At 61.3% G+C, this 26,100-nt stretch carries 26 protein-coding genes; 20 read left to right on the plus strand and 6 right to left on the minus strand.

The window, feature by feature from the left end; all coding sequences use genetic code 11:
• Positions 1–87 precede the first annotated feature (87 nt).
• A complete protein-coding gene (locus G520_RS0110485; protein ID WP_028535623.1) occupies positions 88–789 on the plus strand; it encodes a substrate-binding periplasmic protein in 702 nt (233 codons plus the stop codon).
• 139 nt (positions 790–928) lie between these two features.
• Positions 929–1,540 carry a uracil-DNA glycosylase family protein gene (locus G520_RS0110490; protein ID WP_156876919.1) on the plus strand — a complete coding sequence of 204 codons (612 nt, stop codon included), beginning with the start codon at positions 929–931 and terminating at the stop codon, positions 1,538–1,540.
• A 103-nt stretch (positions 1,541–1,643) separates the two neighbouring features.
• Here G520_RS0110490 and G520_RS0110495 read toward each other — a convergent pair whose 3' ends face one another.
• The 3 genes from G520_RS0110495 to G520_RS0110505 form a co-directional block, all read right to left on the minus strand.
• Positions 1,644–3,260: a methyl-accepting chemotaxis protein gene (locus G520_RS0110495; RefSeq protein WP_169449831.1), complete on the minus strand. Its 1,617-nt coding sequence runs from the start codon at positions 3,258–3,260 to the stop codon at positions 1,644–1,646.
• Positions 3,261–3,505: 245 nt separating this feature from the next.
• Complete coding sequence (locus tag G520_RS0110500) at positions 3,506–4,447, minus strand: ABC transporter substrate-binding protein (RefSeq protein WP_051229313.1); 942 nt, start codon at positions 4,445–4,447, stop codon at positions 3,506–3,508.
• A gap of 223 nt (positions 4,448–4,670) precedes the next feature.
• Entirely contained in the window at positions 4,671–5,225 is a 555-nt protein-coding gene (locus G520_RS0110505) for an ester cyclase (RefSeq protein ID WP_051229314.1), read from the minus strand.
• Positions 5,226–5,328: 103 nt separating this feature from the next.
• Between G520_RS0110505 and G520_RS22400 the strand changes: the two genes are divergently transcribed.
• The 3 genes from G520_RS22400 to G520_RS0110520 all read left to right on the plus strand — a co-directional run bounded on the left by G520_RS22400 (position 5,329) and on the right by G520_RS0110520 (position 8,818).
• Positions 5,329–6,264, plus strand: coding sequence for a LysR family transcriptional regulator (locus G520_RS22400; protein ID WP_051229315.1), 936 nt, complete (start codon positions 5,329–5,331; stop codon positions 6,262–6,264).
• 121 nt (positions 6,265–6,385) lie between these two features.
• Positions 6,386–7,969, plus strand: a complete 1,584-nt coding sequence (locus G520_RS0110515) for an ABC transporter substrate-binding protein (RefSeq protein WP_028535628.1) — start codon at positions 6,386–6,388, stop codon at positions 7,967–7,969.
• Between the two features lie 48 nt (positions 7,970–8,017).
• Positions 8,018–8,818 (plus strand): gamma-glutamyl-gamma-aminobutyrate hydrolase family protein, encoded by an 801-nt coding sequence (locus G520_RS0110520; RefSeq protein WP_051229316.1) that lies wholly within the window; start codon positions 8,018–8,020, stop codon positions 8,816–8,818.
• Here G520_RS0110520 and G520_RS0110525 read toward each other — a convergent pair.
• A complete protein-coding gene (locus tag G520_RS0110525) occupies positions 8,801–9,373 on the minus strand; it encodes a DedA family protein (RefSeq protein WP_028535630.1) in 573 nt (190 codons plus the stop codon). The genes G520_RS0110520 and G520_RS0110525 overlap by 18 nt on opposite strands.
• Before the next feature lie 173 nt (positions 9,374–9,546).
• Complete coding sequence (locus tag G520_RS0110530; protein WP_028535631.1) at positions 9,547–10,011, minus strand: hypothetical protein; 465 nt, start codon at positions 10,009–10,011, stop codon at positions 9,547–9,549.
• 512 nt (positions 10,012–10,523) lie between these two features.
• Here G520_RS0110530 and G520_RS0110535 point away from each other — a divergent pair.
• From G520_RS0110535 to G520_RS0110600, 14 genes are all read left to right on the plus strand, one after another.
• Positions 10,524–11,294, plus strand: coding sequence for an ABC transporter substrate-binding protein (locus G520_RS0110535; RefSeq protein ID WP_028535632.1), 771 nt, complete (start codon positions 10,524–10,526; stop codon positions 11,292–11,294).
• A gap of 125 nt (positions 11,295–11,419) precedes the next feature.
• On the plus strand, positions 11,420–12,109 hold the full coding sequence (locus tag G520_RS0110540; protein ID WP_028535633.1) for an ABC transporter permease: 690 nt from the start codon (positions 11,420–11,422) through the stop codon (positions 12,107–12,109).
• Positions 12,106–12,819 (plus strand): ABC transporter permease, encoded by a 714-nt coding sequence (locus G520_RS0110545; RefSeq protein WP_028535634.1) that lies wholly within the window; start codon positions 12,106–12,108, stop codon positions 12,817–12,819. The genes G520_RS0110540 and G520_RS0110545 overlap by 4 nt, the downstream gene beginning before the upstream one ends.
• A 71-nt stretch (positions 12,820–12,890) precedes the next feature.
• Positions 12,891–13,658: an ABC transporter ATP-binding protein gene (locus G520_RS0110550; protein ID WP_028535635.1), complete on the plus strand. Its 768-nt coding sequence runs from the start codon at positions 12,891–12,893 to the stop codon at positions 13,656–13,658.
• 183 nt (positions 13,659–13,841) lie between these two features.
• Positions 13,842–14,516, plus strand: a complete 675-nt coding sequence (locus tag G520_RS0110555; protein WP_028535636.1) for a PEP-CTERM sorting domain-containing protein — start codon at positions 13,842–13,844, stop codon at positions 14,514–14,516.
• Positions 14,517–14,671: 155 nt separating this feature from the next.
• Positions 14,672–15,343, plus strand: coding sequence for a PEP-CTERM sorting domain-containing protein (locus G520_RS0110560; protein WP_028535637.1), 672 nt, complete (start codon positions 14,672–14,674; stop codon positions 15,341–15,343).
• Positions 15,344–15,716: 373 nt separating this feature from the next.
• On the plus strand, positions 15,717–18,329 hold the full coding sequence (gene gyrA / locus G520_RS0110565; protein ID WP_028535638.1) for a DNA gyrase subunit A: 2,613 nt from the start codon (positions 15,717–15,719) through the stop codon (positions 18,327–18,329).
• The gene (locus G520_RS0110570; RefSeq protein ID WP_036666024.1) at positions 18,326–18,796 is read left to right on the plus strand and encodes a PaaI family thioesterase; all 471 of its coding nucleotides are present in this window, start codon (positions 18,326–18,328) and stop codon (positions 18,794–18,796) included. The genes gyrA and G520_RS0110570 overlap by 4 nt, the downstream gene beginning before the upstream one ends.
• A complete protein-coding gene (locus G520_RS0110575; RefSeq protein WP_028535640.1) occupies positions 18,793–19,239 on the plus strand; it encodes a PaaI family thioesterase in 447 nt (148 codons plus the stop codon). Before G520_RS0110570 ends, G520_RS0110575 begins: the two co-directional genes overlap by 4 nt.
• A gap of 21 nt (positions 19,240–19,260) precedes the next feature.
• Positions 19,261–20,343, plus strand: coding sequence for a 3-phosphoserine/phosphohydroxythreonine transaminase (serC, locus tag G520_RS0110580; RefSeq protein ID WP_028535641.1), 1,083 nt, complete (start codon positions 19,261–19,263; stop codon positions 20,341–20,343).
• 135 nt (positions 20,344–20,478) lie between these two features.
• Positions 20,479–21,042, plus strand: a complete 564-nt coding sequence (locus G520_RS0110585) for an O-methyltransferase (RefSeq protein ID WP_028535642.1) — start codon at positions 20,479–20,481, stop codon at positions 21,040–21,042.
• A 2-nt stretch (positions 21,043–21,044) separates the two neighbouring features.
• A complete protein-coding gene (gene pheA, locus G520_RS0110590) occupies positions 21,045–22,118 on the plus strand; it encodes a prephenate dehydratase (protein WP_028535643.1) in 1,074 nt (357 codons plus the stop codon).
• A complete protein-coding gene (locus G520_RS22405) occupies positions 22,115–22,696 on the plus strand; it encodes a hypothetical protein (protein ID WP_156876920.1) in 582 nt (193 codons plus the stop codon). The genes pheA and G520_RS22405 overlap by 4 nt, the downstream gene beginning before the upstream one ends.
• Positions 22,697–22,704: 8 nt before the next feature.
• Positions 22,705–23,721 carry a 3-deoxy-7-phosphoheptulonate synthase gene (locus G520_RS0110600; protein WP_028535644.1) on the plus strand — a complete coding sequence of 339 codons (1,017 nt, stop codon included), beginning with the start codon at positions 22,705–22,707 and terminating at the stop codon, positions 23,719–23,721.
• A gap of 99 nt (positions 23,722–23,820) precedes the next feature.
• Here the strand turns inward: G520_RS0110600 and G520_RS22410 are convergent, their stop codons facing one another.
• Entirely contained in the window at positions 23,821–24,852 is a 1,032-nt protein-coding gene (locus tag G520_RS22410; protein WP_084637577.1) for a PfkB family carbohydrate kinase, read from the minus strand.
• 169 nt (positions 24,853–25,021) lie between these two features.
• On the opposite strand from G520_RS22410, the gene G520_RS0110610 reads away from it, so the two are divergent.
• Entirely contained in the window at positions 25,022–26,038 is a 1,017-nt protein-coding gene (locus tag G520_RS0110610) for a BMP family lipoprotein (protein ID WP_246542650.1), read from the plus strand.
• The last annotated feature ends 62 nt before the right edge of the window (positions 26,039–26,100 follow it).

A 26,100-nucleotide genomic window follows, 5' to 3' on the forward strand; every position in this document is an offset into this window, starting at 1 on the left:
CTTGCCAGGATAGTCCCATTCTTTTGCTTTGTGTTCTCGTCCGCTTTTGCCGCGACTCTTTCCGTCTACACGGTACACGAGCCGCCCTTGAATTTCACTACGGTCAAAGACGTCAGCTACGCCAGCGCCGAGGATGTCCGTGGGTTCTCGGTCGATATCGTCCGCGAAATCATGGCGCGCACCAAAGATCGAGGCGTCATCAAAATAATTCCCTGGCCCCGCAGCTATAAACTCTTGTCGACCGAACCCAATGTCGTACTGTTTTCCATGGCCAGAACACCGCTCAGAGAGCTGCAATTTCAATGGGTCGGTCCGCTGTCCTTCAGCAAGTCTTTGCTCTACGTCAGACGCGATAGCAAACGGGCCATCAACACCCTCGATGATGCTCGAAAACTGAACGGAATTGCCGTCATGGCCGATGATTCAAAAACGCAGTTCCTGGAAAGCCAGCATTTTACCAACCTGAATGTATCGACATCCTGGGGGGTGCTGTACCATAAAGTGCAGGCGGGGCGGATGGACGCACTGGCGGACACCAACCTCGACTTCCCGATCAAAGCGCGGGCGGAAGGGTTCAACCCGGTCGAGCTGAAACCCGTATTCGAACTTTTTGAGACCGATCTGTATATCGGTTTTTCCAAGTCCACCCCGCCGGACATCGTCCATAACTGGCAGGTCGCCCTCGATTCAATCAAGCGCGACGGAACATTTTTCAGGCTGGCAAAAAAATGGTCACGCTACTGGAACGTCCATTGGGTCGTAAAGGATGGCGCGTTGCAGCCAGAGTAGGGCTTGTCACGCTACCGGCAGCCAGGTAGCGAGTGCCCGCGTCTCGCTCATGGACTCGCCATGGTGCGGCGATGCAGCGCCGCACGATATCGACAGCGGATAAGACTGCCCCCAACCGACTAAGGAAACCCCCGGCACCTTGAGCCCGAATTCAATCATTCAGACACCGTTCGATCTCCCCTCGTTGTTGACAGAAGTAGGGCGATGCAATGCATGCGCTGCGCATCTGGTCGACGGCGTGCGTCCGGTGTTGCAAGCCGACGCGAAGGCTCGCATCCTGGTGGCGGGCCAGGCGCCTGGACGCAAGGTTCACGCGAGCGGGATTCCTTTTGATGATGCCAGTGGCGAACGGTTAAGGGCCTGGATGGGGGTAAGCCCGGAGGTCTTTTATGACGCCACGCGGGTGGCCATATTACCGATGGGGTTTTGCTACCCAGGCACGGGCAAGTCGGGAGACTTGCCGCCGCGCAAAGAATGCGCGCCGCTGTGGCGCACCCCGCTGTTGTCGGCGATGCCGCACATTGAACTGATGCTGTTGATTGGACACTATGCCGTCGCTTGGCATCTGCCGCAGTGTGCCGCGGCAAGCCTGACCGGGACGGTTCGTGACTGGCGCCGCTATTACCCCTCGGTATTGCCCCTGCCTCACCCTAGTCCACGCAACAACATCTGGCTGAAGGCGAATCCATGGTTTTCAGAGGAGGTCGTCCCCGCCTTGCAATCGCGTGTGGCAGACGTTCTGCGCTCATAGGACTCGAGCAGCCGGGTGCCCGGGAACAACCCGCCCCGTTTGTTCTGCCTCCCAATGGGGCGTGACGGGGATCGCGCTTGCGCAACACGGAAGTCGTTTCGCCTCATACCCGGTAAAGTCCGAGCGTTTCGATTTGGCCGCGCGCAAGCCTATCCAGGTGTGTGGCACTCTGTGCAGTCTGCTGGGCGGCCGCACTCGACTGCTCCGACATCTGGGCGGTATGCTCGACTTGGGATGCAATATTATTACTGGCAACGCCTTGCTCGCGAATGGCGGCCGTAATTTCGCTGATGCCCAGAACGGCATCCGCGACGTTGATTCCGATACGCCGGATGGCCTGGTCGGCATCGTCGGCGCGCGCGACGCCGGTTTCGACCCGTTGTTCGGCCGATTTCATCTGTGTGGTTGCCTGCTGCGCTTTAACGACCATGGCTTCTATGGTGGCCGATATCTCCTGGGTCGAGCGGGCGGTCCGCTCTGCCAGTTTGCGCACTTCGTCTGCAACGACGGCAAACCCGCGCCCCGTTTCCCCCGCGCGGGCCGCCTCGATGGCGGCGTTCAGCGCAAGCAGATTGGTTTGGTCGGCAATATCGCGAATGACGTCGATGATGGCGCGGACCTTTCCACTGTCCGCTTCCAATTCATGAATGCTTATGGCCGACATCTTGACCACGGATGATATTTCGTGAATATCCTTGATCGTCTGGCCAATGGTATAGGAGCCCTCATCGACGAGCTTGCCGGCTGCAGCTGCGCCGTCATGTGTCGAGCGTGCCTGATCGGCGACATGATTGACGCTTACCGTCATTTCTTCGACGGTCGCGGCCATGCTGGCGGCGGAAGCGCTCTGTGCCGAAGAGGTCGCAGAGACTTCCCCCGCCGTCTGGGAGAGTTCCCGCGAAGACGCTGCCACAGCTTGGGCGCCCTGCAGAAGACTTTGCAGACTCTTCTGCACCCCCTCCAGAAGCGCGTTGAAAGCCTGGGCGGTCCTGCCTATTTCGTCATTGGACGCAACCTTGGCGCGGACGGTAAAATCCCTGGACTCGCTGACATGCTCCAGCGTGTTCTGAATGCCTTCCAGTCCTCCTCGAATGCTGCGGTAGAGCTGCGCGGCGAGCAGCCCCGCCACCGCAAAGACCACGGCGATGATGATGGCCGACAAAAGCAAGGCCTGTTTGAATTGCTGGGTTGTTTCCTGCGCCACCTCATCCGCCAGATCGGTATTGAACTTGTAATGATCGTTCAGCGCCTTGAATACATTGTCGGCAGACTGGCGTCCCTGAACCAGAAGCTGCTCCACCGCTTCTTGCGTCTTGCCGGCTTTTGACAGTTCGATGGATTTGTCACGCGCTGCGCGGTACTCGGCCATTGTCTTTTTATCGGTACCCAGCAATTGCCTGTCGGCATCATTCGATACCTGATTTGCTTGATAGCCATCCATGGCGGCATCGAAAGCCTTGTCGGCATCGGCTATCGCGGCAAGCTCCATCTCTCTCTGGGACGGCTCCGCTGTCTGGAGGTACTTCAGTGCGTTCACGCGCATATCGGTCAGCGCCTGCTTCGAATCGTTCATCGTTTTCAGGCTGGGCAAGGTATTGAGTTGAATATAATTCAGTCGCGACTCGGCCTGTTTCAGCTGCCAGATGCCATACGCTCCGACGGCAAGCATCCCGGATAGAGCAATGGACAGAGTTAGAAATAGCCTTTTTGTGATAGTCATTTTTATTTCCCGCGCGATTTGATGGTTCAGGTCATACCAAGGGCCGAAATCCGGCAAGGATGGGAGCAGTACGATTAGGGCGAGCCTTTGATCGCAGGGCATACCGGAGCATGCCAATGACATTTGGATTTAATAAGTGGAAATTTATGAAATTGAAATAACTATAGGTTGTTATTTTCATAAATCCACTGGCGGGATCTACTCTTTCGTACAGTGCCGCGTGGGGCGGCGAGTCACGATATCTCTCAGCGTGCCTCCGGCTGGGGGTGGGTCTTGTCGACAAAAGTGACGCCGGTATCTATCGTCTGGCCGGGTAAAGCGTGTTCGGCGAGCGCGCGCACGGCGAGGGCGACGCCGCGATAGCCGATAGTGAACGGGTGCTGCAAGACCAGAGTGTGAATCTCGCCGTTTCTGACGGCAGAGAGAAGCAAGCCGTTGGCATCGAAGCCGATCAGCGGAATCTTGCCGGCCAGCCCCGCTTCGCGCAAGCTCATCAGCAGCGCCGAGCTGGTGGACTCGTTAGGGGTAAATATCCCGTTCATTTTGCCGGCCGCCGCCTTTAGCGCGTCGCTGGCACGCAGGCGCGCCATACCGATATCCGAGCCGAGATAGCCGCCGTCCCGCACGGTCAAACCGGACTGGCTCGCACCACGAATGAAGCCGGCCTCGCGCTGCTCTGTCGACACGACACCGGGCCGTAGTCGAAAGAGCAGCACCTGCCCCTTGCCGTTCAGCAGCTGCGCCATGCGCTGGCCGGCGGCAATGCCGGCGGCGAAATTATCGGTGCTGACCACGCCGGCCACTGCCGCCGAACCCGGGTTGCGGTCGATATAGACGGTGGGAATCCCTCTGCGTTTCAGTTTTTCGACGGTCGAGGCCAGCGAGGCCGCCATCGGCGCGAGGACGAGCGCCTTGCAGCCGCGTAAAACGATGGCGTCGATGATGCGCACTTGCAGCTGCGGCTGTTCTTCGTCTTTCGGGCCGCGAAAGTAGATATCGAAGCCCAGCTCCTGGCCTGCCTGCCTCGCGCCCGCCTGCACTTCGGACCAGAAGCGGGCCCCGCCACCGGCCGGGACGACACCGATGCAGTCGCGGGCGTGTACGAAAGCCGTCGACAAGACAAGGGGCAGGGCACAGAGCAGCGCGGGAAGAGAGAAGTGGAAGCCATGTTGACGATCAAACCTCATTGCAATCTCCTCGCGTCGCTCTTGCGCCGGCATGATTGACATTGACGGTTGCGGCGCCGGGCGCTGTTGCCGTGATGCACTACTCGTTTGATTTATAGCCCCTGACCGGGCGGTTTTGCCCGAAACCCTGTGTGAAGCGATCGAGGCGTCATCAGATGTGCGGCGGCCGGATGGCGCGCGGGCGCCCGGTGTCGGGCCATTCCGCCGCCTGTCGTCCCGCGCTTCAGTCCGCGACGACCCCCAACTGGCGCAACAGGCTCAGATTATCCTCCAGATGCCAGTTTTCGGCGATGCGCCCAGACTTGATCGTATAGATATCGACTGCGCGGAAATCGATCGCGCGCCCGTCGCCTTGCCGCTGTCCGAAGCGACCGCTGAAGTGGCCGCTGAAGTGTAAGCGACCAACCACCCTGTCACCGGCGACAATCATTTCTTCGACTTTCAGTCGCAGATCGGGCACCGCGCGTCGGAATACGGCGGCGGCTTGCAGCGGGCCGCCTGGACCTTGCGCGCGCCCCGCAGGCAGATTGGTGTCGATGAAATCGGGCGCGAGCGCGGCAAGCGCGTCGCTCGCATCGCCCTTGTTCCAGAAGCGATAGTAGCGTAGCGCCGCGTCGATTTGTCGATCGCGTTGGGCCGCTGGCAGACTGGCATCGACAACGATGTGCTCGGGACGCGGTGCATCGTCCGCCGCCGCCAGGGACGGGAGGGCGTACACGGTCAGGATGAGCCCGGACACTATCCAGGCCGGAACAGGGGCGATACGGGCGAATTTCATGGTGTTCTCCACGGTTTGAATGTGAAGCGATTATCTGTCGTTTACTTGGTGACGATAATTGACTAAATTCTACAACCATCTTTTCCAAAAAATTGAAGATGCGATGCTGGAACTGTCGGATATGCGTTTGTTTGTGCGCGCCATGCGCTGGGGGAGTCTATCCGCCGCGGGGCGTGAACTTGGGTTTTCACCGGCGGTGGCCAGCAAGCGGCTGAGTCGGCTCGAGACTGCACTTGGGGTGCGGCTGATTCAGCGCAGTTCGCGCCGCCTGGTTTTGACCGAAGAAGGGCGGCGCTATCTATCGCATGCGCAGGCTATTCTGGAGGATGTCGCACAAGCCGCCGCCGATATGGCCAGCGGGAGCGAGGCGAGCGGCTTGCTGCGGGTGACGGCGCCCAACGCGCTCGGGCGGCGTTGGGTAGGTCCCGAATTGGCGCGTTTCTGCGATACGCACCCGCGCGTCGATGCCAGTCTGAGCCTGGACGACAACGTGGCGGACCTGCTCGAGGGCGGCTTCGATCTGGCGATTCGCATTGGCGCTGCCGACGACTCTAGGTTGGTCTCGCGGCGCCTGGCTGGCAACCGCCGCATCGTGTGTGCATCGCCGGAATACCTGGCGCGATGCGGTTGCCCGGTGGTGCCGTCCGATCTCAAGGAGCACTCGTGCCTGTTGCTGCACGCGGCCGGAGCGCAGACGCAGACATGGCGCATCGACGGCGGACACGGTCCTCGCGATGTCCGTGTTGCGGGGCGCTTGTGCAGCGACAATGGCGAGCAGATCCACGACTGGGCGCTGCAAGGGCGGGGGGTGGCGTTCAAATCGATATGGGATGTGGCTGCCGATATCGTCGCCGGCCGGCTGGTCGAGCTTCTGCCTGGCATCAGCGGTGAGCAGGCCGATGTCTACGCCGTCTTTCCCTGCCGTCGCTTCCTGCCCGCGCGAACCCGCTTGTTCATCGATGCGCTCGTCGCTTTGTTCGGAGCGCAGGAACGCACGCTGCCATCCCTGGCTCCGATGGCGAACGCGAACCTTGGGTAAGAACGGTGGCATCTATCCTTAGTGAAAATTTTTCGTTCGGTTTCTTTTCGGCAGCTGTTATTCTTTCACGATCATAAGTCGGGTCCGCGCCACTGAATGCGGAGTCCGGAAGGAGAATGGAATGCGCTTTCGTCTGGCCGTCTTGTCGCTGGCCCTGTTGTCGCCGCTGGCTTTCGCCGCCAAGCCCCTGAGTGTCTGCACCGACGCGAACCCCGAGGGTTTCGATGTGGTGCAGTACAACTCGCTGGTTACGACCAATGCATCGGCCGATCCGTTGATGAACCGCCTGGTCGAGTACGATGCACGCACTCATAAACTGGTCCCCAGCCTGGCCACGAGCTGGAGCGCCGCCCCGGACGGGCTGTCCTACACCTTCCATTTGCGCGCCGGTGTCGCTTTTCATCACACCGACTACTTCGCCCCTAGCCGGCATTTTGCCGCCGACGATGTCGTGTTCACTTTCCAGCGCATGCTCGACCCGACTCACCCCTGGTACAAGTCTTCGCCCAATGGCTACCCGCACGCACAATCGCTGCAGTTGCCCAAGTTGATCAAAGCCGTGGTCAAGGTCGACGACCGGACCGTCCGCTTTGACCTCAACTATCCGGATTCGACCTTTGTTGCCAAATTGAGCATGGGGTTCGCTTCGATCTATTCCGCGGAGTATGCAGGCAAGCTGCTGGCGGCAGGGAGGACCGGTGACCTCAACTTCAAGCCGATCGGCACCGGGCCCTTCGTGTTCAAAAGTTTCCAGAAAGACAGCGTGATCCGCTATACCGTGAACGGGCTGTACTTCGGCCACGTCCCCAAGGTCAGCCAGCTGATTTATGTCGTTACCCCCGATCCGTCGGTGCGGGTACAAAAGCTCAAGGCGGGCGAGTGCCAGATCGCCCTGGCGCCGACGCCGCAGGATGTTCAGTCCGCGCAGTCCGATCCCAATCTGCAACGCTTGCAGACGGCGGCATTCCAGACGGCCTTTGTCGCCTTCAACAGCCAGAAGAAACCGTTCGACAATCCACGCGTACGGCAGGCGATCAATCTCGCCTTCGATCGTGCGGCCTATGTGAAAGCGGTGTTCGGTGGCCTCGCGCAGCCGGCGACGTTGCCCTACCCGCCGACGACATGGGGTTACGACCGCACGATCAAGCCCTATCCGCATGACATTGCGCGCGCGAAGAAGCTGTTGGCGCAGGCCGGCTATCCGGACGGTTTCTCCACGACTTTATGGGTGCGTCCGACGGGCAGCAGCAGCAACCCCAATCCCAAGGTCGGTGCCGAATTGCTGCAGGCCGATCTCGCCCGCATCGGCATCAAGGCCGAGATCAAGGTGGTCGAATGGGGTGAGCTGATCCGGCGCGGCAAGGCCGGCGAGCACGATATGCTGTTCATGGCCTGGTCCGGCGATAACGGCGACCCGGACAATTTCCTCACGCCACAGTTTTCGTGCGCGGCGGTCAAGTCGGGCACCAATTTCGCCCGCTACTGCGATGCGCGCCTCGACAAGCTGATCGCGGACGGGCTGCGGACCAGCGATATGGCCGCGCGTACCCGTTTGTATGCGGCGGCCCAGAACATCATCAGTTCGCAGGCGGTATGGCTGCCACTGGTCCATCCGACGACGTTCGCCCTGGCGCGCAAGAATGTCGTCGGTTATACGGTCAATCCATTCGGCCGCCAGGATTATTCTACGGTCGAGTTTCGTTGAACGGTTCAACCCCGGCGCCCACGCGGTGCCGGGGAGCGAGAATACGGTATGGATGCACTGCGTAGCAGGCCGGTCGCCGATGGCGTACCGCGTCCCCTTGTTCTGATCAGCACTTGCCACCGTGAGGTCGGCGATGTCGCTGCCCATGTCAGTTATCGTCGCTACACCGATTTCGTCCGTCTGGCGGGCGGCATCCCCCTTCTGGTTCCCGGGGCCCTGCCCGAGGAGCTCGATCTTTTGCTGGCGACGGTGGATGGCGTGCTGCTGACAGGGTCTGCCTCGAATGTGCATCCTTCCTGCTATGGCGAAAGCGTACTCGATCCCTCTTTGCCGCAAGATCGCGAGCGCGATGCCTGGACCTTGCCGCTGGTGCCGCGTGCCATTGCCGCCGGCATGCCACTGTTTGCCATCTGTCGCGGCGCGCAGGAAGTCAATGTCGCGCTGGGTGGCAGCTTGCATCAGGCGGTGCACGAAGTCGACGGTTTTTTCGATCATCGTTCCGAGTTCGCGCGCACCCCGCAGGAGCGTTATGCGCCCAGGCACACCGTCACGTTGGAGCGCGATGGTAGTCTGCAGCGCTGGCTCGGCTGCGATGAGATCACGGTCAATTCGGTGCACGGGCAAGGCGTGCAGGCGCTGGCAGACGGGCTGCGGGTCGAGGCGCGGGCACCCGACGGCCTGATCGAGGCCTTTTCATTTGCCGGCGGCACCGCTTTTAATCTTGCCGTGCAATGGCACCCCGAATGGCGCTGCGAACAGGACCCCGTCTCCCGGCGCCTCGCGCTGGCTTTTGCCGAAGCGCTGAGCGAGCACTGGTTCCGGCGCAATCGCTCAATGGCGCTGATCTGAACGACGACGCGCGCGCAGATAATGGACGAGACGCAGCAGCGCCGCGGCCACGACGAGCCCCCCCAGTCCGGCCAGTTCGAAGTGTTTGATGTCATGCAGCAACCACTGCAGGGTCTCTCCGAACACGAATCCGATGCCACCTATCAGTGGCGCCCATATGGCGGCGCCCAGCATGTTGAAAGCGACAAAACGCCAGGCACTGACCCCGCTCATGCCTATGGCCAGCGGTCCGGCTATCCGCAGGCCGTACATGAAGCGCACGGCGACGATCAACCCGCTGTGGTAACGCTCTATCAGTTTCTTGGCGCGTTCGGCACGCGTTGCGAGGCGCGGAAAGCGCGATAGCAGCGGGGGGCCATAGCGACGGCCGATGAAGAAAAAAAACTGGTCGCCAAGCGTTCCGCCGATGAAAGCCAGCGCGATGACCAACGGAAACGACAGGTAGCCGCGATGCGCGGCGAAACCGGCCAGCAGCAGCAGTGTTTCCCCTTCCAGCATGCATCCGATCAGAACCGCCAGATAGCCGTACTGGGCCAACAATAGAGTAAGTGACATGGCGGGTTTGTCCGGGTTTGCGCAGGCGGCATTCAAGGGCAGGGCAGGCTGCGGTTGCGCCCTGGCCGCGGGCGCCTGCCGTACAGTCTACACCGGGAAAGGGGGAAGGGCAGAGAAGGGACGGGCTGCCCGCGGCAGCGATGGCGTCGCGGGCAGGGAAAAGGGCGGCAGGCTTAGCGTGCCGCGCTCTTTTTTGGTGCGTGGCGGGCATGGGCCTTGTGCGTGTGCCGATGAACGCGCTTGCCATGATGCACACGGCGATGATGCTTGGCCGTCGATTTGGCATGCGGCTTGGCGGCGCGGTGGACGGCCGGTTTGGCCGGGACATTCACGCTGGCATTTCGGCTGCCCTTGACCCGGACGCTGCGCGTCGCTTGCGCCGGCGTTTTGCCGTGGGCGATGGCGTGCGCCTTGGCGCCATGTTTTCGATGGGCGCCGTGACGGGCTTTCTTGTGTGTCTGCTGCGTGCCCGTCGTCGTCGTGCTGTGGCGGACGGCGGCGTGATGGGGTTTGGCCGACGGGGCGGCAACCTGGACATCACCGGGCAGCGGGGTGTCTTCGGTGTCGGCCAGGGCCCCGGCCGCGGGTAGCAACAAGGTCAGGGAGAGCAGTGCGCTCAGAGTCAGCTTGAGTGTCATGGTGTCCGTTTTCGACCCCGTGCCGGCAGCGCAGCCGATGGGCGCGTGCCTTCGGCACCGGGTCGCATGTCTAGTCAAAAAGAGGCTTATAGTAGCATGAGCGTTCCCGGGTCACGAGTGCCGGCACCTGCATCGTGGCGAGCGCCTGTCGCGCGTGCGCTACGTGCGAGGGCAAAAGCCCAACATGGTGCGTGGAGTCTGTTAAACTTCGCACTATTCCCGCAGGTTTGGATTTTGTTGCACACATGCGTTGGACTTTTGCACGGACTTCCATGATTGCGACATAAATTGGCACAATTGCCCACGAGAACGCAGGTTTTGGGTACAATGGCACATTGTTTGCTTTGGGCTTTATGTGCCGGAGCGCTTCTGTCGGTACCGAATCGCGGCGTGGCGCAATCCGAAAGCGGATGACAGGGGGCTGCACAGGCAGCCTCCGCTTCGTTTGATGGCATTGAAGTTGATGTGCGGCGGCAATCCCGTCATTGAGTTTACCTACTAGGAGAGGTTGGATGAAAAAAACAATTGCAGCGCTGTCCGTGGTAATGCTGGCTGCCTCGCTGAGCGTTTCGGCGAAGGAAATCCGCTTTGGCGTCGATGCGTCCTACGCCCCCTTCGAATCCAAGGCCACCAGCGGCGAACTGGTCGGCTTCGACATCGACCTTGGCAACGAGATCTGTAAGCGTCTGCATGCAGACTGCAAATGGGTCGAAAACGACTTTGACGGCATGATTCCGGCGCTGAAGGCCAAAAAATTCGATGGCATCCTGTCTTCGATGTCGATGACCGAACAGCGCATGAAAGAAATCAGCTTCTCTTCCAAGCTGTTCAATACTCCGACCCGCATGGTCGCCAAGGCCCATTCCGGCCTGTTGCCGACCGCTGCCTCGCTGAAGGGCAAGCGCGTGGGCGTGGAGCAGGGCACCATCCAGGAAACCTATGCCAAGACCTACTGGGCGCCCAAAGGCGTAGATATCGTTCCTTACAAGGATCAGAACCAGGTTCAGGCTGACCTCGTGGCCGGGCGCCTCGATGCGACCCTGCAGGACGCCGTGGAAGCGTCCGAAGGCTTCCTCAAGAAGCCGGAAGGCAAGGGTTTCGACTTCGCCGGCAAGAACGTAGTCGACAAGAAGACGCTGGGCGAGGGCGCCGGCATTGGTCTGCGCAAGGAAGATGTTGCGCTGAAGGCCGATATCGACAAGGCCATCGCCTCCATCATCAAGGATGGCACCTACAAGAAACTCGAAAAGAAATACTTCGATTTCGACGTTTACGGCAAGTAAGCGCGGACCGACCCCGCGAGACGCGCTCCGGAGACGGTTCCGGGGCGCGTTTTGTGTTGAGGGTCTTCTGGTTCCAGCCTTCCGGTTGGGGATGTTGCACCCACTCATAGATTAGGGGAGTGGAGATGTTTTTGGATGGATTTGGGTCACTGATCATGGCCGGCACCTGGGTCACCATCGAGCTGGCGGTCATGTCGCTCCTGGTGGCCTTTGTCATCGGGCTTCTCGGCGCCGGCGGCCGTGTATCGACCAACCCGCTGGTCAACGCGGTGGCCACCGTGTACACCACGCTGATACGGGGCGTGCCCGACCTTGTTTTGATGTTGCTGATATTTTACAGCCTGCAAATCGGCCTGAACAAGATTACTGAAGCGTTGCACCTGAGCCAGATCGATCTCGATCCGATGGTTTCCGGCGTGCTGACGCTTGGCTTCATTTATGGCGCCTACTTTACCGAAACCTTTCGCGGCGCCTTCCTGGCGGTACCCAAAGGGCAGATCGAGGCTGGCGTCGCCTACGGACTGAGCGGCTGGCAGGTTTTTTCGCGCATTCAATTTCCGCAGATGATGCGTTTTGCCTTGCCGGGGATCTCCAATAACTGGCAGGTCATGCTCAAGGCAACGGCACTGGTTTCCATCATCGGGCTGGCCGATGTCGTGAAGGCGTCGATCGACGCGGGCAAGAGCAGTTATCGCGTGTTTTATTTTACCGTTATCGCAGGCCTCGTTTACCTGGCACTGACGTCGGTATCCAATCTGGTGCTGATGTGGCTGGAGCGTCATTACTCCACTGGCGTACGGGAGGCTGAGCTGTGAGCGATATCATTCAACAATTCTGGCGCGCCTTCCTGTGGAGCGACGGCTATCATTTCTCGGGTGTCGCCATCACCCTGTGGCTGCTGGCCATTTCGATCGCCTTCGGCTTCGTGGTGTCGATTCCCCTGTCCGTGGCGCGGGTTTCCAAAAACAAGCTGCTTGCGTGGCCGGTCTGGCTGTACACCTATGTGTTTCGTGGAACGCCGCTGTACGTGCAGCTGCTCTTGTTCTACACCGGCATGTACAGCCTGGACGTGGTGCGCAATCACGAAATGCTGAACGTGTTTTTCCGTGACGGCATGAACTGCACCTTGCTGTCGTTCGGGCTGAATACCTGCGCCTACACCACCGAGATCTTCGCCGGCGCGATCAAGGCGACTCCCTATGGCGAGATTGAAGCCGCCCGCGCCTACGGCATGTCGCGCTTCACGCTGTACCGCCGGGTCATCATTCCGTCCGCCCTGCGCCGCGCCTTGCCGGCCTACAGCAATGAAGTGATCCTGATGCTGCACGCGACGACGGTTGCCTTTACCGCGACCGTGCCCGACATACTGAAAGTCGCGCGCGACGCCAATTCGGCCACCTACGATTCTTTCGATGCTTTCGGCCTGGCCGCCTTGCTCTATCTGTGCATTACCTTCGTTCTGGTGGCCCTGTTCCGCCGCGCCGAACGCAAACTGCTGGCGCACCTGCGTCCGATGAACGGCTGATTATAAATACCGCCGCCCCGGCGCGAAGCGCGGGGCGGGTCGCCCGCGGGGCGTAAACAAGGATGTTCCTTATGTACAAACTGACAGTTGAAGACCTGCACAAAAGCTATGGCACGCATGAGGTGCTGAAAGGCGTATCTCTCAAGGCGCGCGCCGGCGATGTGATCAGCATCATCGGTTCGTCCGGCTCGGGCAAGAGCACCTTTCTGCGCTGCATCAATTTTCTGGAAAAACCGAACGCTGGCATCATAAGCCTGAACGGCGAAGCGATTCGCCTGGAAAAGGCCAAGAACGGCGAGCTGCATGCGGCCGATCACAAGCAATTGCAGCGCATGCGCACGCGGCTGGCCATGGTGTTTCAGCACTTCAATCTGTGGGGGCACATGACGGTACTGGAAAATGTCACCGAGGCGCCGATTCACGTATTGGGAGTGAACAAGGACGAAGCGCGGCACAATGCCGTGCGCTACTTGCAAAAAGTCGGTCTGGATGAGCGGACCTATAACAAATACCCGTCGCACCTGTCTGGTGGGCAGCAGCAACGTGTCGCCATCGCGCGTGCGCTGGCGGTCGAACCCGAAGTCATGCTGTTCGACGAGCCCACGTCGGCACTGGACCCGGAGCTCGTCGGCGAGGTGCTCAAGGTCATGCAAGACCTGGCCGAAGAGGGGCGCACCATGGTGGTGGTCACGCATGAAATGAGCTTTGCCCGCAATGTGTCGACCCACACCTTGTTCTTGCACAAGGGCCTGGTCGAAGAAGAAGGGCATCCGGATCAAGTGTTCGGCAATACCCAAAGCGAACGTTTGCGTCAGTTCCTGTCCGGCAGCTTAAAGTAAGCCCCCCCCGCGCCGCCGCAAGGCGGCGCGTCATTTATCCGCACCAGTTTCCCTTAGATCATACTTTATTCGTATTGGCATATTTTCTCTCGCCCCTCAGACTTGCGGTACGGCTTGGATTGCGCGCGTGCGGGATGTCCGTTTGGGTGCAGCGGTCAGAACATGATCAAAATCGGGGAAAATATGAAAAAAACACTGCTGCTTGCTTCTCTAGTGCTGGCCTCGGCCGTCGCGCATGCGGATGTGCTCAATATCTACAGCACCGGCGTTTCTGCCAACGGCAGCAGCGACACCCACTGGACGTTCGCCCAGGGGCTGGGCTCCGGAGTCTTCAGTGCCGCGCAGATCGTATCCACCGCGGGCTTCCCGTTCAACGGCGCGTGGTCTGCCGATACGGCGACTTCGTCCTGGATCGCCCCGCGTGCGAGTTATGTCGGCAATCTGTCCGATAGCGCCTACTCGACCTATACCTTCCAGACGACATTCACTATCGGTGCCGGCGACAATGCGGCGACGGCTCTCATCAACGGCGCCTGGCAGGCTGACAATATCGGCGTCCAGGTCTCCCTTAACGGCCATGCCGTCGCGGTCAGCACCTTGCCGGGCGCATCGGGCGGAGCCGGATACCAAAACTGGACACCGTTTACCATCAGCAGCGGTTTTCAGCAGGGTGTGAACACTTTGCAGTTTACCGTCCTGAATACCGGGACCGATGCCGGCAACACCGGCAACCCGACCGGGCTGCGCGTCGAATTCAGCGGCGCGACGGTTTCGCCCGTTCCCGAACCCGAAAGCTACGCCTTGATGGGTCTGGGTCTGGCCGGGGTATTGCTGGCCCGCCGTCGCCGCCGGGCATGAGAGGGCGTTGCGTATTTACGTTTGGAAACGGAAATCATATTGTCGTAATTTTCTGTTAAAATTATACTGTTGACGATACCGGTTCCAATTTTCGAAACGGAGAACCGGATTGTGTTTTTTCGCGGCGATTCGCGGATTCGCTATTGGGGGCGTAAATGAAGAAAACCGTCTTGCTGGCCTTGTTGAGTGCTGCTGCGGGCGCGGCTCATGCCAACGTCCTCGGCCTTTCGAATACCGGCACCTCTGTAGCCGCCGGCAGCGACCGCAACTGGTCGTTCGAAGTTGGCAACAGCGGGGTCTTTTCTGCCGCGCAACTCGTTTCCGCCGCCAGTTTTCCGCTGAACGGCTCATGGTCCAGCGACAGCGCGACCTCGTCCTGGGTTGCGCCACAGGCCAGCTACGGCGGCTTGGTGTCGGATGCCGCCAACACCGCCTACACCTACCAGACGACCTTCACCATAGGCTCGAACGAACTGGCTTCGACGGCCAGGCTCCTCGGCCAGTGGCAGGCTGATAATTACGGCGTGCAAATCACGCTCAACGGGCACGTGATCAGCCAGACGTCAATGCCCGGCACCGGCAGTGGCGTGGGCTTTCAGGGCTGGACCCCGTTCGCCATCGCCAGCGGCTTCCAGCAGGGTGTGAATACGCTCGATTTCACGATTCAGAACACGTCGACCGGTGCGGCCAACATTGGCAATCCGAGCGGTATACGCGTCGAATTTTCCACGGCGTCGATTTCTGCCGTACCGGAACCCGAGACCTATGCTTTGCTGGGCCTGGGACTGGCTGGCGTGTTGATCGTGCGCCGCCGCCGTCACCGCTAGACCCGGGACCCTTCGCCGCGCGCGGCGAAAACCGGACCCGTCGCCCCGTTCCGGGGGTGCGACGGGTCCGGTTTTTTATTTCACCCCCGCCATCAGCACGCCGCGCAAGGCGCCCGCTCCCCGCCCGTGTCGCCGCGCGCAGACGCGAACGTGTCACGGCACGGGCAGGGACGGCCCCCTTTTTTCGCGCCGGACGGCGTTCCCCGCCTGGGCCGCCGTACGCCCTGGCGGCATCCCCATCGCCTCACGACGGCCTTGCCCCGCAGACAAGGGCCGTGCGGCCGTGGTTTTTCATGGCCCGGCCATGCGGGAAAGCTGACGGCGTGGTAGAATTACCCTCTATTTGCCAATACAAGAAGATAAGCTTTTACCCATGACAGATCAGCTTTTCGCCAAGGAAACGATTCCGATCAGCCTGGAAGAGGAAATGCGCCGCTCTTACCTCGATTACGCCATGAGCGTGATCGTCGGGCGCGCCCTTCCCGACGTACGGGACGGTCTGAAGCCGGTACATCGACGCGTGCTGTTCGCCATGCACGAACTCTCCAACGACTGGAACCGAGCCTACAAGAAATCGGCCCGTATCGTCGGCGATGTCATCGGTAAATACCACCCCCACGGCGACTCGGCGGTTTACGACACCATCGTGCGCATGGCGCAGGATTTCTCTCTGCGCTACCCGCTGGTCGACGGACAGGGCAACTTCGGTTCGGTCGACGGCGACCGCGCCGCGGCGATGCGGTACACCGAAATCAGGATGGCGCGAATCGCGCACGAGTTGCTGGCCGACATCGACAAGGAAACCGTCGACTTCGGACCCAACTACGACGGTTCGGAAAACGAGCCGCTGATCATGCCGGCCAAGATCCCGAACCTGCTGGTCAACGGCAGCTCGGGCATCGCCGTCGGTATGGCGACCAATATTCCGCCGCACAACCTGCCCGAGGTGATCGACGCCTGCCTCGCCGTACTGGCGAACGCTGAGATGACGATCGACGAACTGATCGACATCATCCCGGCGCCCGACTTCCCGACCGCCGCCATCATCTATGGCACGGCCGGCATCCGCGAAGCCTATCGCACGGGCCGCGGGCGAGTGATCATCCGCGCCCGCACCCATTTCGAGGACATCGGACGCGGTGACCGACAGGCCATCATCGTCGACGAACTCCCTTACCAGGTCAACAAGGCGCGTCTGCTGGAACGGATCAGCGAACTCGTCCGCGACAAGCAGATCGAAGGAATTTCCGATCTGCGCGACGAGTCGGACAAGTCCGGCATGCGCATGGTGATCGAGCTCAAGCGCGGCGAAATGCCCGAAGTCGTGCTCAATCACCTGTACAAACTGACCCAGCTGCAGGACAGCTTCGGCATCAACATGGTGGCGCTGGTCGACGGCCAGCCGCGACTGCTCAACCTGAAGCAGGTGATCGAAGAGTTCCTGCGGCACCGCCGCGAAGTGGTCACCCGGCGGACCCTGTTCGAACTGCGCAAGGCGCGCGAACGCGGCCATGTGCTCGAAGGCCTTGCCGTTGCCCTGTCCAGCGTCGACGAAATCATTGCCCTGATCAAGGCGTCGGAAAATCCGGCACTCGCAAAGAGCGCGCTGATGCAGCGCGGCTGGCACTCGCAATTGGTCGAGGACATGCTGTCGCGCGTCGACCAGACCCGCGCCCGTCCGGACGGGCTGGGCGCCGAGTTCGGCCTGCAGGCCGATGGCTACCATCTGTCCGACGTGCAGGCCCAGGCGATTCTCGACCTGCGCCTGCAGCGCCTGACCGGACTCGAGCAGGACAAGATCGTCACCGAATACCACGAGATCATGGAAGTCATCCTGGACCTGATCGACATCCTCGAACGTCCGGAACGCATCAACCAGATCATCGCCGACGAAATGACGGCGATCAAGGTACAGTTCGGCGATCCGCGCCGTTCCGAGATCGAGCCGTTCGGCGGCGACATCAACATCGAAGACCTGATCACGCCGCAAGAGATGGTGGTCACCTTGTCTCACACCGGCTACCTCAAGGCGCAGCCGGTCGACGACTATCGCGCGCAGCGCCGCGGCGGACGCGGCAAGCAGGCGGCGGCCACCAAGGATGACGATTTCATCGAGACCCTGTTCGCAGCCAATACCCACGACTATGTGCTGTGCTTCACCTCGCGCGGACGCTGCTACTGGATCAAGGTCTACGACATGCCGCAGGGTGGGCGCGCGAGCCGCGGCAAGCCCGTGGTCAATGTGCTGCCGCTGGCCGATGGCGAAAAAATCAATGCCATGCTCCCGGTCAAGGAGTTCGGCCAGGATCAGTATGTCTTCATGTGCACCGCAGGCGGCACGGTCAAGAAAACCTCGCTGGCCGATTTCTCGCGACCGCGTTCGGCCGGCATCATCGCGCTGGATCTGGACGACGGCGACAACCTGATCGGCGTCGCACTGACCGGGGGCGAGCATGAAGTCATGCTGTTCTCGAGCAATGGCAAGGCCGTCCGCTTCAGCGAAAGCGATGTGCGTGCGATGGGCCGCAATGCCCGCGGCGTACGCGGCATGGACCTGCCCGATAACTGCACCGTGATTTCGCTGCTGGTTTCCGATAGCGAACTCAGCCAGGTGCTGACCGCCACCGAGAACGGTTATGGCAAGCGCACCCCGATCTGCGACTATCGCAAGAGTCGGCGTGGCACGCAGGGCGTCATCGCGATCGACACCTCCGAGCGTAACGGTGCGCTGGTTGCCGCCACGCTGGTGACCGAAGCCGACGAGGTGATGCTGATCACCACGGGCGGCGTGCTGATTCGCACCCGTGTCGCGGAAATCCGCGAAACCGGCCGCGCCGCGCAAGGCGTGCGCCTGATCAACCTCGACGAGGGCGAAAAGTTGATCGGCCTTGAAAAAGTCGCCGAAAGCGAAGCCGAGGACGAGGATGGCAGCATCGATGCAGAGGAGGGCGGCGCGGTCGACGGCGACGAGCCGGCAGTCGAATGAGCGGGGGGGCGAATCCCGGATTGCTTGAATCGCTGAGCCGGCTGTTCGTGAGTTTGCCGCATTCGCTCGCGCTCGGTCTGAGCTACCTGGGGTGCGACGCCGAGAGGCGAGTCACCCTTAGGGTGGATTGGCGCGAAGACCTGGTCGGCAACCCGGTCACGGGGGTCATCCACGGCGGGGTGATCACCTCGCTGGTGGATACGTCGAGCGCCACCGCCGTTGCGGCGCAGCTCGACAGAGCGGAGGCGATAGCCACGCTGGACCTGCGCATCGATTACCTCAAGGCGGCCCAGCCCGGACGCGCGATTTTTTGTCGGGCCGAGTGCTACCGCCTGGCGCACCAGGTGGCTTTTACGCGTGCGGTCTGTTTTCACGACACGCCGGACGATCCGATCGCCCACGGCGTTGCGACATTCATGCGCGAGTCGAGCCCGATGCCGATGAGTGGCGAGGAGGCGGTTCGATGAGCGAATTCATGCAGGCTTTTTCGGCTCTGCGCGATGCCCGTCGCTACAGCGACATCATCAATCTGTTGCCGTATGCCCGCTTCATGGGGGCCACCCTGGGTGAAGATGCGGAAGGCAGTCTGTTGTTTACCCTGCCTTATCATCCCCGCCATGTCGGCAACACCGCCTTGCCCGCACTGCATGGCGGCCTGATCGGAGGGTTTCTCGAAAATGCAGCGCTGATTCACCTGATGTGGAATCGCGACTCGCTGGAAACCCCCAAGATTGTCGACTTTTCGCTCGACTATCTGCGTCCGGGCAGGCCGCAGACCTTGTTTGCACGGTGCACCATCACCCGCCAGGGCAAGCGTGTGGCGCATGTACTGATCGAGGCATGGCAAGACAGCCCCGAGAATCCCGTGGCGGTGGCGCGGGCACATTTTCTGCTGGCCACCAACCAGTAACGCTGATTTCAGAGGATGGACATGACAAAGGTGTACAACTTCTCCGCCGGACCGGCTGTATTGCCGCACGAAGTGCTGGCCGAAGCGCAAAGCGAGCTGCTCGACTGGCACGGTTCGGGCATGAGCGTCATGGAAATGAGCCATCGCGGCAAAGAATTCATGAGCATCATCCACGAGGCCGAGCAAGATCTGCGGTCGTTGATGAACATTCCGTCCAATTACAAGGTTCTCTTCCTGCAAGGCGGTGCCTCGCAGCAGTTCTGCATGGTGCCGCTCAACCTGGCGGGTCCTGCGGCATCGATCGATGTGGTCAATACCGGGCACTGGTCCAAGCTGACGATGAAAGAGGCCCGGCGCTATACCCACGTCAATATGGTCGCCTCGAGCGAGGACCGCAATTTTTCCTATGTTCCCGATCCGTCGACCTGGCACCGCGATCCGCAGGCCGCCTATCTGCACTACACCTCCAACGAGACCATCGGCGGTTTGCAGTTCCCCGACGTCCCCGACAGTGAGGTGCCGCTGGTCTGTGACATGTCGTCCGATTTTCTGTCGCGCGAAGTCGATGTCAGCAAGTTCGGGCTGATTTATGCCGGGGCCCAGAAAAATATCGGTCCGTCCGGCCTGACGCTCGTGGTGGTGCGCGAAGACCTGCTCGGCCATGCACGGCCGGAGACGCCGACCATGCTCAACTACCAGGTGCATGCCGATGCCGATTCGATGTACAACACGCCGTCGACCTTCCCGATTTATATTGCGGGACTCGTGTTCAAATGGTTGAAGGAACGCGGCGGCATCAAGGGGGTTGCGGCGCGCAACACCGAAAAAGCCGGCTTGCTGTACCATGCCATCGATTCCAGCGAAGGGTTTTACTACAGTCATGTAGAGAAGCCGTTCCGCTCGCAGATGAACGTCGTGTTCCGCCTGCGCGACGATGCGCTGGAAGACAGCTTCCTCAGCGAGGCACGCAAGAACGGCCTGATCCAGTTGAAGGGACATCGTTCGTTTGGCGGACTACGCGCTTCGATTTACAATGCCATGCCGATCGAAGGCGTGAAGGCGCTGGTGCATTTCATGCAGGACTTTGCCCGTCAGCACCATTGAAGCGTGCCGAGGCTTGTGCACCCACCCCGCCGACGAGCGGGGTTTTTTATTGCTTTTGCTCGAACGGCAAGTCACTTATCATAACGAGTGTGCCGCAGCATTCTCGAGCCGGAGATTAGCACCAGGGGAGGCATCATGCTGAGTCCTAGCACCTTGCAACATCTGCACGCTATCTGGGAACAGGGCGCGGCCGCGAACGCAGGAGCGATAGCCCCTGCCAGTGGCCGGTTTCTATATCAATTGATTCGCGCCAGCTCCGCTCGCCGCATACTCGAAATCGGCACCGGTATCGGGTTGTCCTGCCTGTGGCTGTCACTGGCCACGCAGGCGAGTCAGGGACATGTCACCAGCCTCGACCTGGACGCCGCGTGTCAGAAGCAGGCGCTGTCCCATCTGGAATCGCTGGGGGTGGAAGGCGTTGCGAGCCTGCTGACCGTCGACGCCGGAACCTGGCTCGCACGGCTGGAAACCAGCCCGGTCGACTTCCTGTTTCTCGATGCCGACCTGGCGTCCTACCCGCAGTGGTGGCCCCATATCCAGCGCGTTCTGCGGCCGGGCGGACTCGTCGTGATGGACAAGGCGCTGAGCCGGGCGCGAGAGTGCCAGGAATTTATCGCCCAGGTGCTTGCCACCCCAGGCTATCTCGCGGAAACTTACCCGATTGAAGAAGGTCTGTTTGTCATTGTGAAAGACGAGTAAACGTGTCGGAACAACTACTGAAACAACATCGCGACGCCATTGATGCGTTGGACGCCCAGGTCCTGGACCTTCTGAACCAGCGCGCCCTGCATGCCCGCCATATCGGCGAGATCAAGGGCGGGGGTGTGGTTTATCGTCCCGAGCGCGAAGCACAGGTGCTGCGCCGGATCAAATCCATCAACCCGGGGCCGCTCCCGGACGAGGCCGTCGCCCGGCTGTTCCGTGAAATCATGTCCGAGTGCCTGGCGCTCGAACGACCGCTGTCGATCGCCTATCTCGGCCCCGAGGGTACGTTTACCCAACTGGCCGCCATCAAGCATTTCGGCCACGCGGCCCACACCGTTGCCTGCGCCACGATAGACGAGGCATTCCGCCTGGTCGAGGCGCGCACGCTTGACTATGTCGTGGCGCCGGTCGAGAACTCCACCGAAGGCGGGGTAGGACGCACCCTGGACCTGACGGTGTCCAGCCCCTTGTCGATATGCGGCGAGGTCGTGCTGCGCATCCATCACCATCTGTTGCGCAAAGGCGCAGGCTCCGACGGCATTCGCCGCGTCTATGCCCATGCCCAGGCGCTTGCGCAGTGCCACGAATGGCTGAACAAGAACCTGCCGGAGACGGTCGAACGGGTGTCGGTCGCCAGCAATGCCGAGGCGGCGCGACTGGCGAGTCTAGACGAGGGGGCCGCCGCCCTGGCGGGCCAGGCGGCGGCCGAACGCTACGGCTTGCTGAAGATCGCATCGAATATCGAGGACGAGCCGCATAACACGACCCGGTTCTGGGTGCTCGGTCGCCAGGAAACCAGCCCGAGCGGCGAGGATAAAACCTCGCTCGTGGTTTCGGCGCCGAACAAACCAGGCGCGGTTTATACCTTGCTGGCCCCCATCGCCGAAAATGGGGTTTCCATGACCCGCCTCGAGTCGCGTCCATCGCGCGGCGGCCTGTGGGAATACGTCTATTTCATCGATATGGAAGGGCACAAGGACGATGCCGGCGTGGCACGCGTCCTTGACGCTCTGGCCGAACGTGCACCCTACCTCAAGGTACTCGGGTCCTACCCGGTCGCCGTTCTGTGAGTTCGCCCGGGACGGGCGCCCGCCTCGCGCGGCAGTTGCGTAGACTGGCCCGCTGGCCGTTGTTGCTGCTGGTGGCTGCGGTCATCCTGTTCGAGGAGCTGGCATGGGACGAACTGGCACGCCTGCTGGGCCGACTGGCGGCTTTGCCCTTCGTCGCGCGCCTCGAGGCACGCATTGCTCGCCTGTCGGCGCCGTGGGCGATGACATTGTTTTTTGCCCCCTACCTGACGCTGCTGCCGTTGAAGATCCTGGCCGTCTATCTGGTTGCCGAAGGGCAGGGGGGCAAGGCGCTGCTGCTGATTTTGATCGCCAAGATCGGAGGGACGGCACTGGTGGCGCGTCTGTTCGTCCTGACACAAGCGACGCTGATGACCGTGCCCTGGTTCGAGCGCGTGTTCTTGCGCTATCAGCGGCTTAAGCAACAGATCGTGTCGGCCCTGACCGAGAGTCAGTTGTGGCGGCTGATTCTTGCCGTACGACGCATGCGCGCCCCGTGGCGGGAGGCGCTGGCCCGAAGCTGGTGCCGGGGGCGCAAGATCGTGCGACGCTGGCGCACCCCTCGCGACCGCAGACTTTAGGATATCCCATGATCATTCTTATGGCTCGTCAGGCCGACGAGCAGCAAATCGAAGCCGTGGTCGCCCGCATCCGGGCCGCCGGACTGACCGAGCATGTCTCGCGTGGCAGCGAGCGTATTCTTATCGGCGCCATCGGCGATGAGCGCACGATATCCCCGGAACACTTCGAACAACTGCCTGGCGTCGAGCGCGCGATGCGCGTGCTGAAAGAGTACCGGATGATCGCACAGGCGGCCAAGCCGGACAGCGTGCAGGTCCGGATCCGGGATCAGGCTTTCGGCGGTGCCGCCTTGCCGCTGATTGCGGGTCCGGGAACGGTGGAGAGCAGCGACCAGATGGCGCAGATTTCCAGCTTCGCGCGCGGGGCAGGGTGCCGTCTGCTGCATGGCGGCGCTTTCGCTCCCAATGTCAGTCCCTACCGTTTTCAGGGCATGGGAGCGGCCAGCCTCGAGATCGTGCGCGATGCGGCGCGCACGCAGGGCATGTCATCGATTGCCGAGCTGATCGACAGCCGGCATCTGGACAGCTTTCTCGAACTTGACATCGATGCCTTCGATATCGGGGGGGCTGCGCTGTCCAACCCGGAGTTGCTGAAAGAAGTCGGACGACTCAACAGGCCGGTCGTGCTGCGCCGTCCGCCAACCGGCACGCTGAGCGAATGGTTGCTGGCCGCCGAACGGATCGCGGCAGGCGGCAACCACCGAATCGTTTTTTGCGAGAGTGGCGTCAGGAGCCCGGGCGATGCGAGACTGACGCTGGATCTTGGAGCGATCGGAGCCTTGAAGCAGGAGTCCTACCTGCCCGTCATCGTCGATCCGACCCGAGCGGCGCTCAAACCGACGCAGCTGAGCGCGCTGTCATGTGCCGCCATCGCGGCAGGAGCGGATGGTCTGGTGCTCCGCACGCACCCCGACCCGCACGAGGCGCTCATCGATGCGGAGCAGTCGCTGTCTCCCTCGGCGCTGCAGGCGCTGGTCTCGCAATTGCAAGAGCTGGCGCCGGTCGTCGGGCGCGCGCTAGTGTAGATTCTGCCCGGCCGCTTGCGCTGGGCTTTGCGCAGATGCCGGGCGCCTCTGTTTCTTCTGCGGCGTCAGCCGGCCGGGCCCGGACAGTGGGCGCCCCCTTCAAGGCCTACCCCACGGCCTCGACGGCATCTGTACGCCCGAGGCCCCGGGGGCTGTTGCGCGCCCGGGGCCTCGCAGCAAGGCGTGCACACTGGCCGCTGACAGTTCGGGATGATTGTTCGCTTGTGTGGTCAGCGTGAGCGCCGCGCAGGCGTTGCCGAACGCCACGCTATCTGCGAATGGAAGGTCGTGCAGGTAGCCGTAGGCCAGACCGGCCATCAAGGCATCGCCGGCACCCGTAACGTCGATCACATCGACCGGCAGCGGCGCCATCCAGCCAGACTGCCTGCCATCGCTGTAATACAGCCCATGTGCGCCCAGACTCAGTATCACGTGCCGCACCCCGGCGCGATGAAACCAGTTGGCGACGGCCGGAGCCTCTTCGCGCGAGTTGAACGGCAACCCCGACAGAAGGCTGGCTTCGCGGCGATTCGGTTTCAGGGTATGCACCTGTCTCAGCCAGGGGCGAATGCGGTCCGCGACCGAGTCATTGACCGTATCAAAAAAGAGCGGACAATCGCCGTGGCAGGCAAACAGCCAGGCCAGCGCGTCTTCGCTGAGGTCCGTGTTCGCTACGATCAGAGCAGCGTTACCGAAGAGTTCGCTCTTGGTGGCCAGCCAATCGGGGGTCAGCCGTTCGACGATGCCCGGATCCCCCATCATGAAGAACATCTCTCCAGCGTGATCGTTCAGTATCAGACAGGTCGCGGTCGTTGCATCGGATACCACCAGGCAATGCGATAGATCGACGCCGGCCAGCTGTGTGGCCGCCATCAGTTCGCGTCCCTGCTCATCGTCGCCGAAAACGCTGATCAAGTGGCAGATGCAACCCAGCAGCGCCAGATTCTCGGCACTGTTGCGTGCAACACCCCCCCGTTTATAGCGCACGCAGCCACGGGTGCTTCCGTTCGGGCGCATGGGTCCGGCGGTGTGTTGTGTGCAGGCAATGTCGACATGTGAGTCGCCGATCACCAGAACATGAGGAGTGGACCCGAAAGCGGCGGGCTCAGGCAGCGGCTTTTTCATTCTCATGGACAGTCTTATTTGATGGTTATCGTTTAAAGTAATATTCGATTTTGTCGTCAGTCAAGCCGACGCTGCCGCCCGGCAATACCCGTTCCGCGTAGCCTCGGCGCAGCTTGCCGCGAGCGCTAGCATGGTCGGCGTTGAACGGGCTACGTTCATTTCACACACAAGGGACATGATGACGACACGAATGGAGAGCAAGTCGATGGGCGTCGCCGCCCTTTGCATGGCGCTGATGGTGGCGCCGGTCCAGGGCGCATCCTTCTTGCCCGGCTTGATTACGATGGGAAACAAACATGACAAAGGTTTCTACGAGATGGCGTACATCGGCGCCGAGCGCTTCAAGAAAGAATTCGGAACACCGTATCTCGAGATCCAGGTGGTCAACACGGCGCAGTATGGTCAGACCCTGCGCGCCATGGCACGCCGTGGTGCCAATCCCGTCCTGGCGATGGCTCCCGCCATGGCGCCGGCGGTTGCGAATGTCGCGCGCGAGTTCCCAAAAGTGCAGTTCATCCTGATCGATGCGAATGACGCTTCCGGGCCGAATGTGTCGAGTCTCCGTTTTCGCGAACAGGAAGGCTCATTCCTGGTGGGGATGGCCGCCGCCATGAAAAGTCGCACCCATGTCATCGGTTTTATCGGCGGAATGGAACTGCCGCAAATCCGGGCCTTCGGCTGTGGCTATGTGCAAGGCGCGCGCTATATCGACCCCAAGGTCAGGGTGGCTCAGAACATGGCAGGCGCCACGGAGAAGGCCTTTTTCGACCCGGTGCGCGGCGCCGAGCTGGCACGCAGTCAGTTCGCCCGGGGAGTCGACGTGGTATTTTCCGCTGCCAGCATGACGTCATTGGGCGTGCTGCAGCAGGCCAAGCAGTCCGGAAAACTGGCCATCGGCGTCGACAGCAACCAGAACGGCCTCTATCCGGGCACGATGCTGACGTCGATGGTCAAGCGCATGGACAACGCGGTCTACGGCGCCTTGCTGGCAATGAAAGACGGCAGCTGGAAGCCGGGAGTCAAGTCCCTGGGCTTGAAAGAGGGCGCCGTAGACTGGGCGATGGACGAACATAACCGCGCCTTGATAACGCCGGGGATGGAGCAGCGTATCAAGCAGGCGCGCGCGGACATCATCGCGGGCAAAATCAGGGTGACGGATTTTCGCACCGACAACAGCTGCCCCGTGAAGTAAGTTTGCGCGCCAGGAAGCCAGCTATCCGCTGCCGGGCGAACCATGCCGGACGCTACCGGCAT

It is taken from the genome of Paludibacterium yongneupense DSM 18731 (genome assembly GCF_000422925.1).
GTDB classification, from domain to species: domain Bacteria; phylum Pseudomonadota; class Gammaproteobacteria; order Burkholderiales; family Chromobacteriaceae; genus Paludibacterium; species Paludibacterium yongneupense.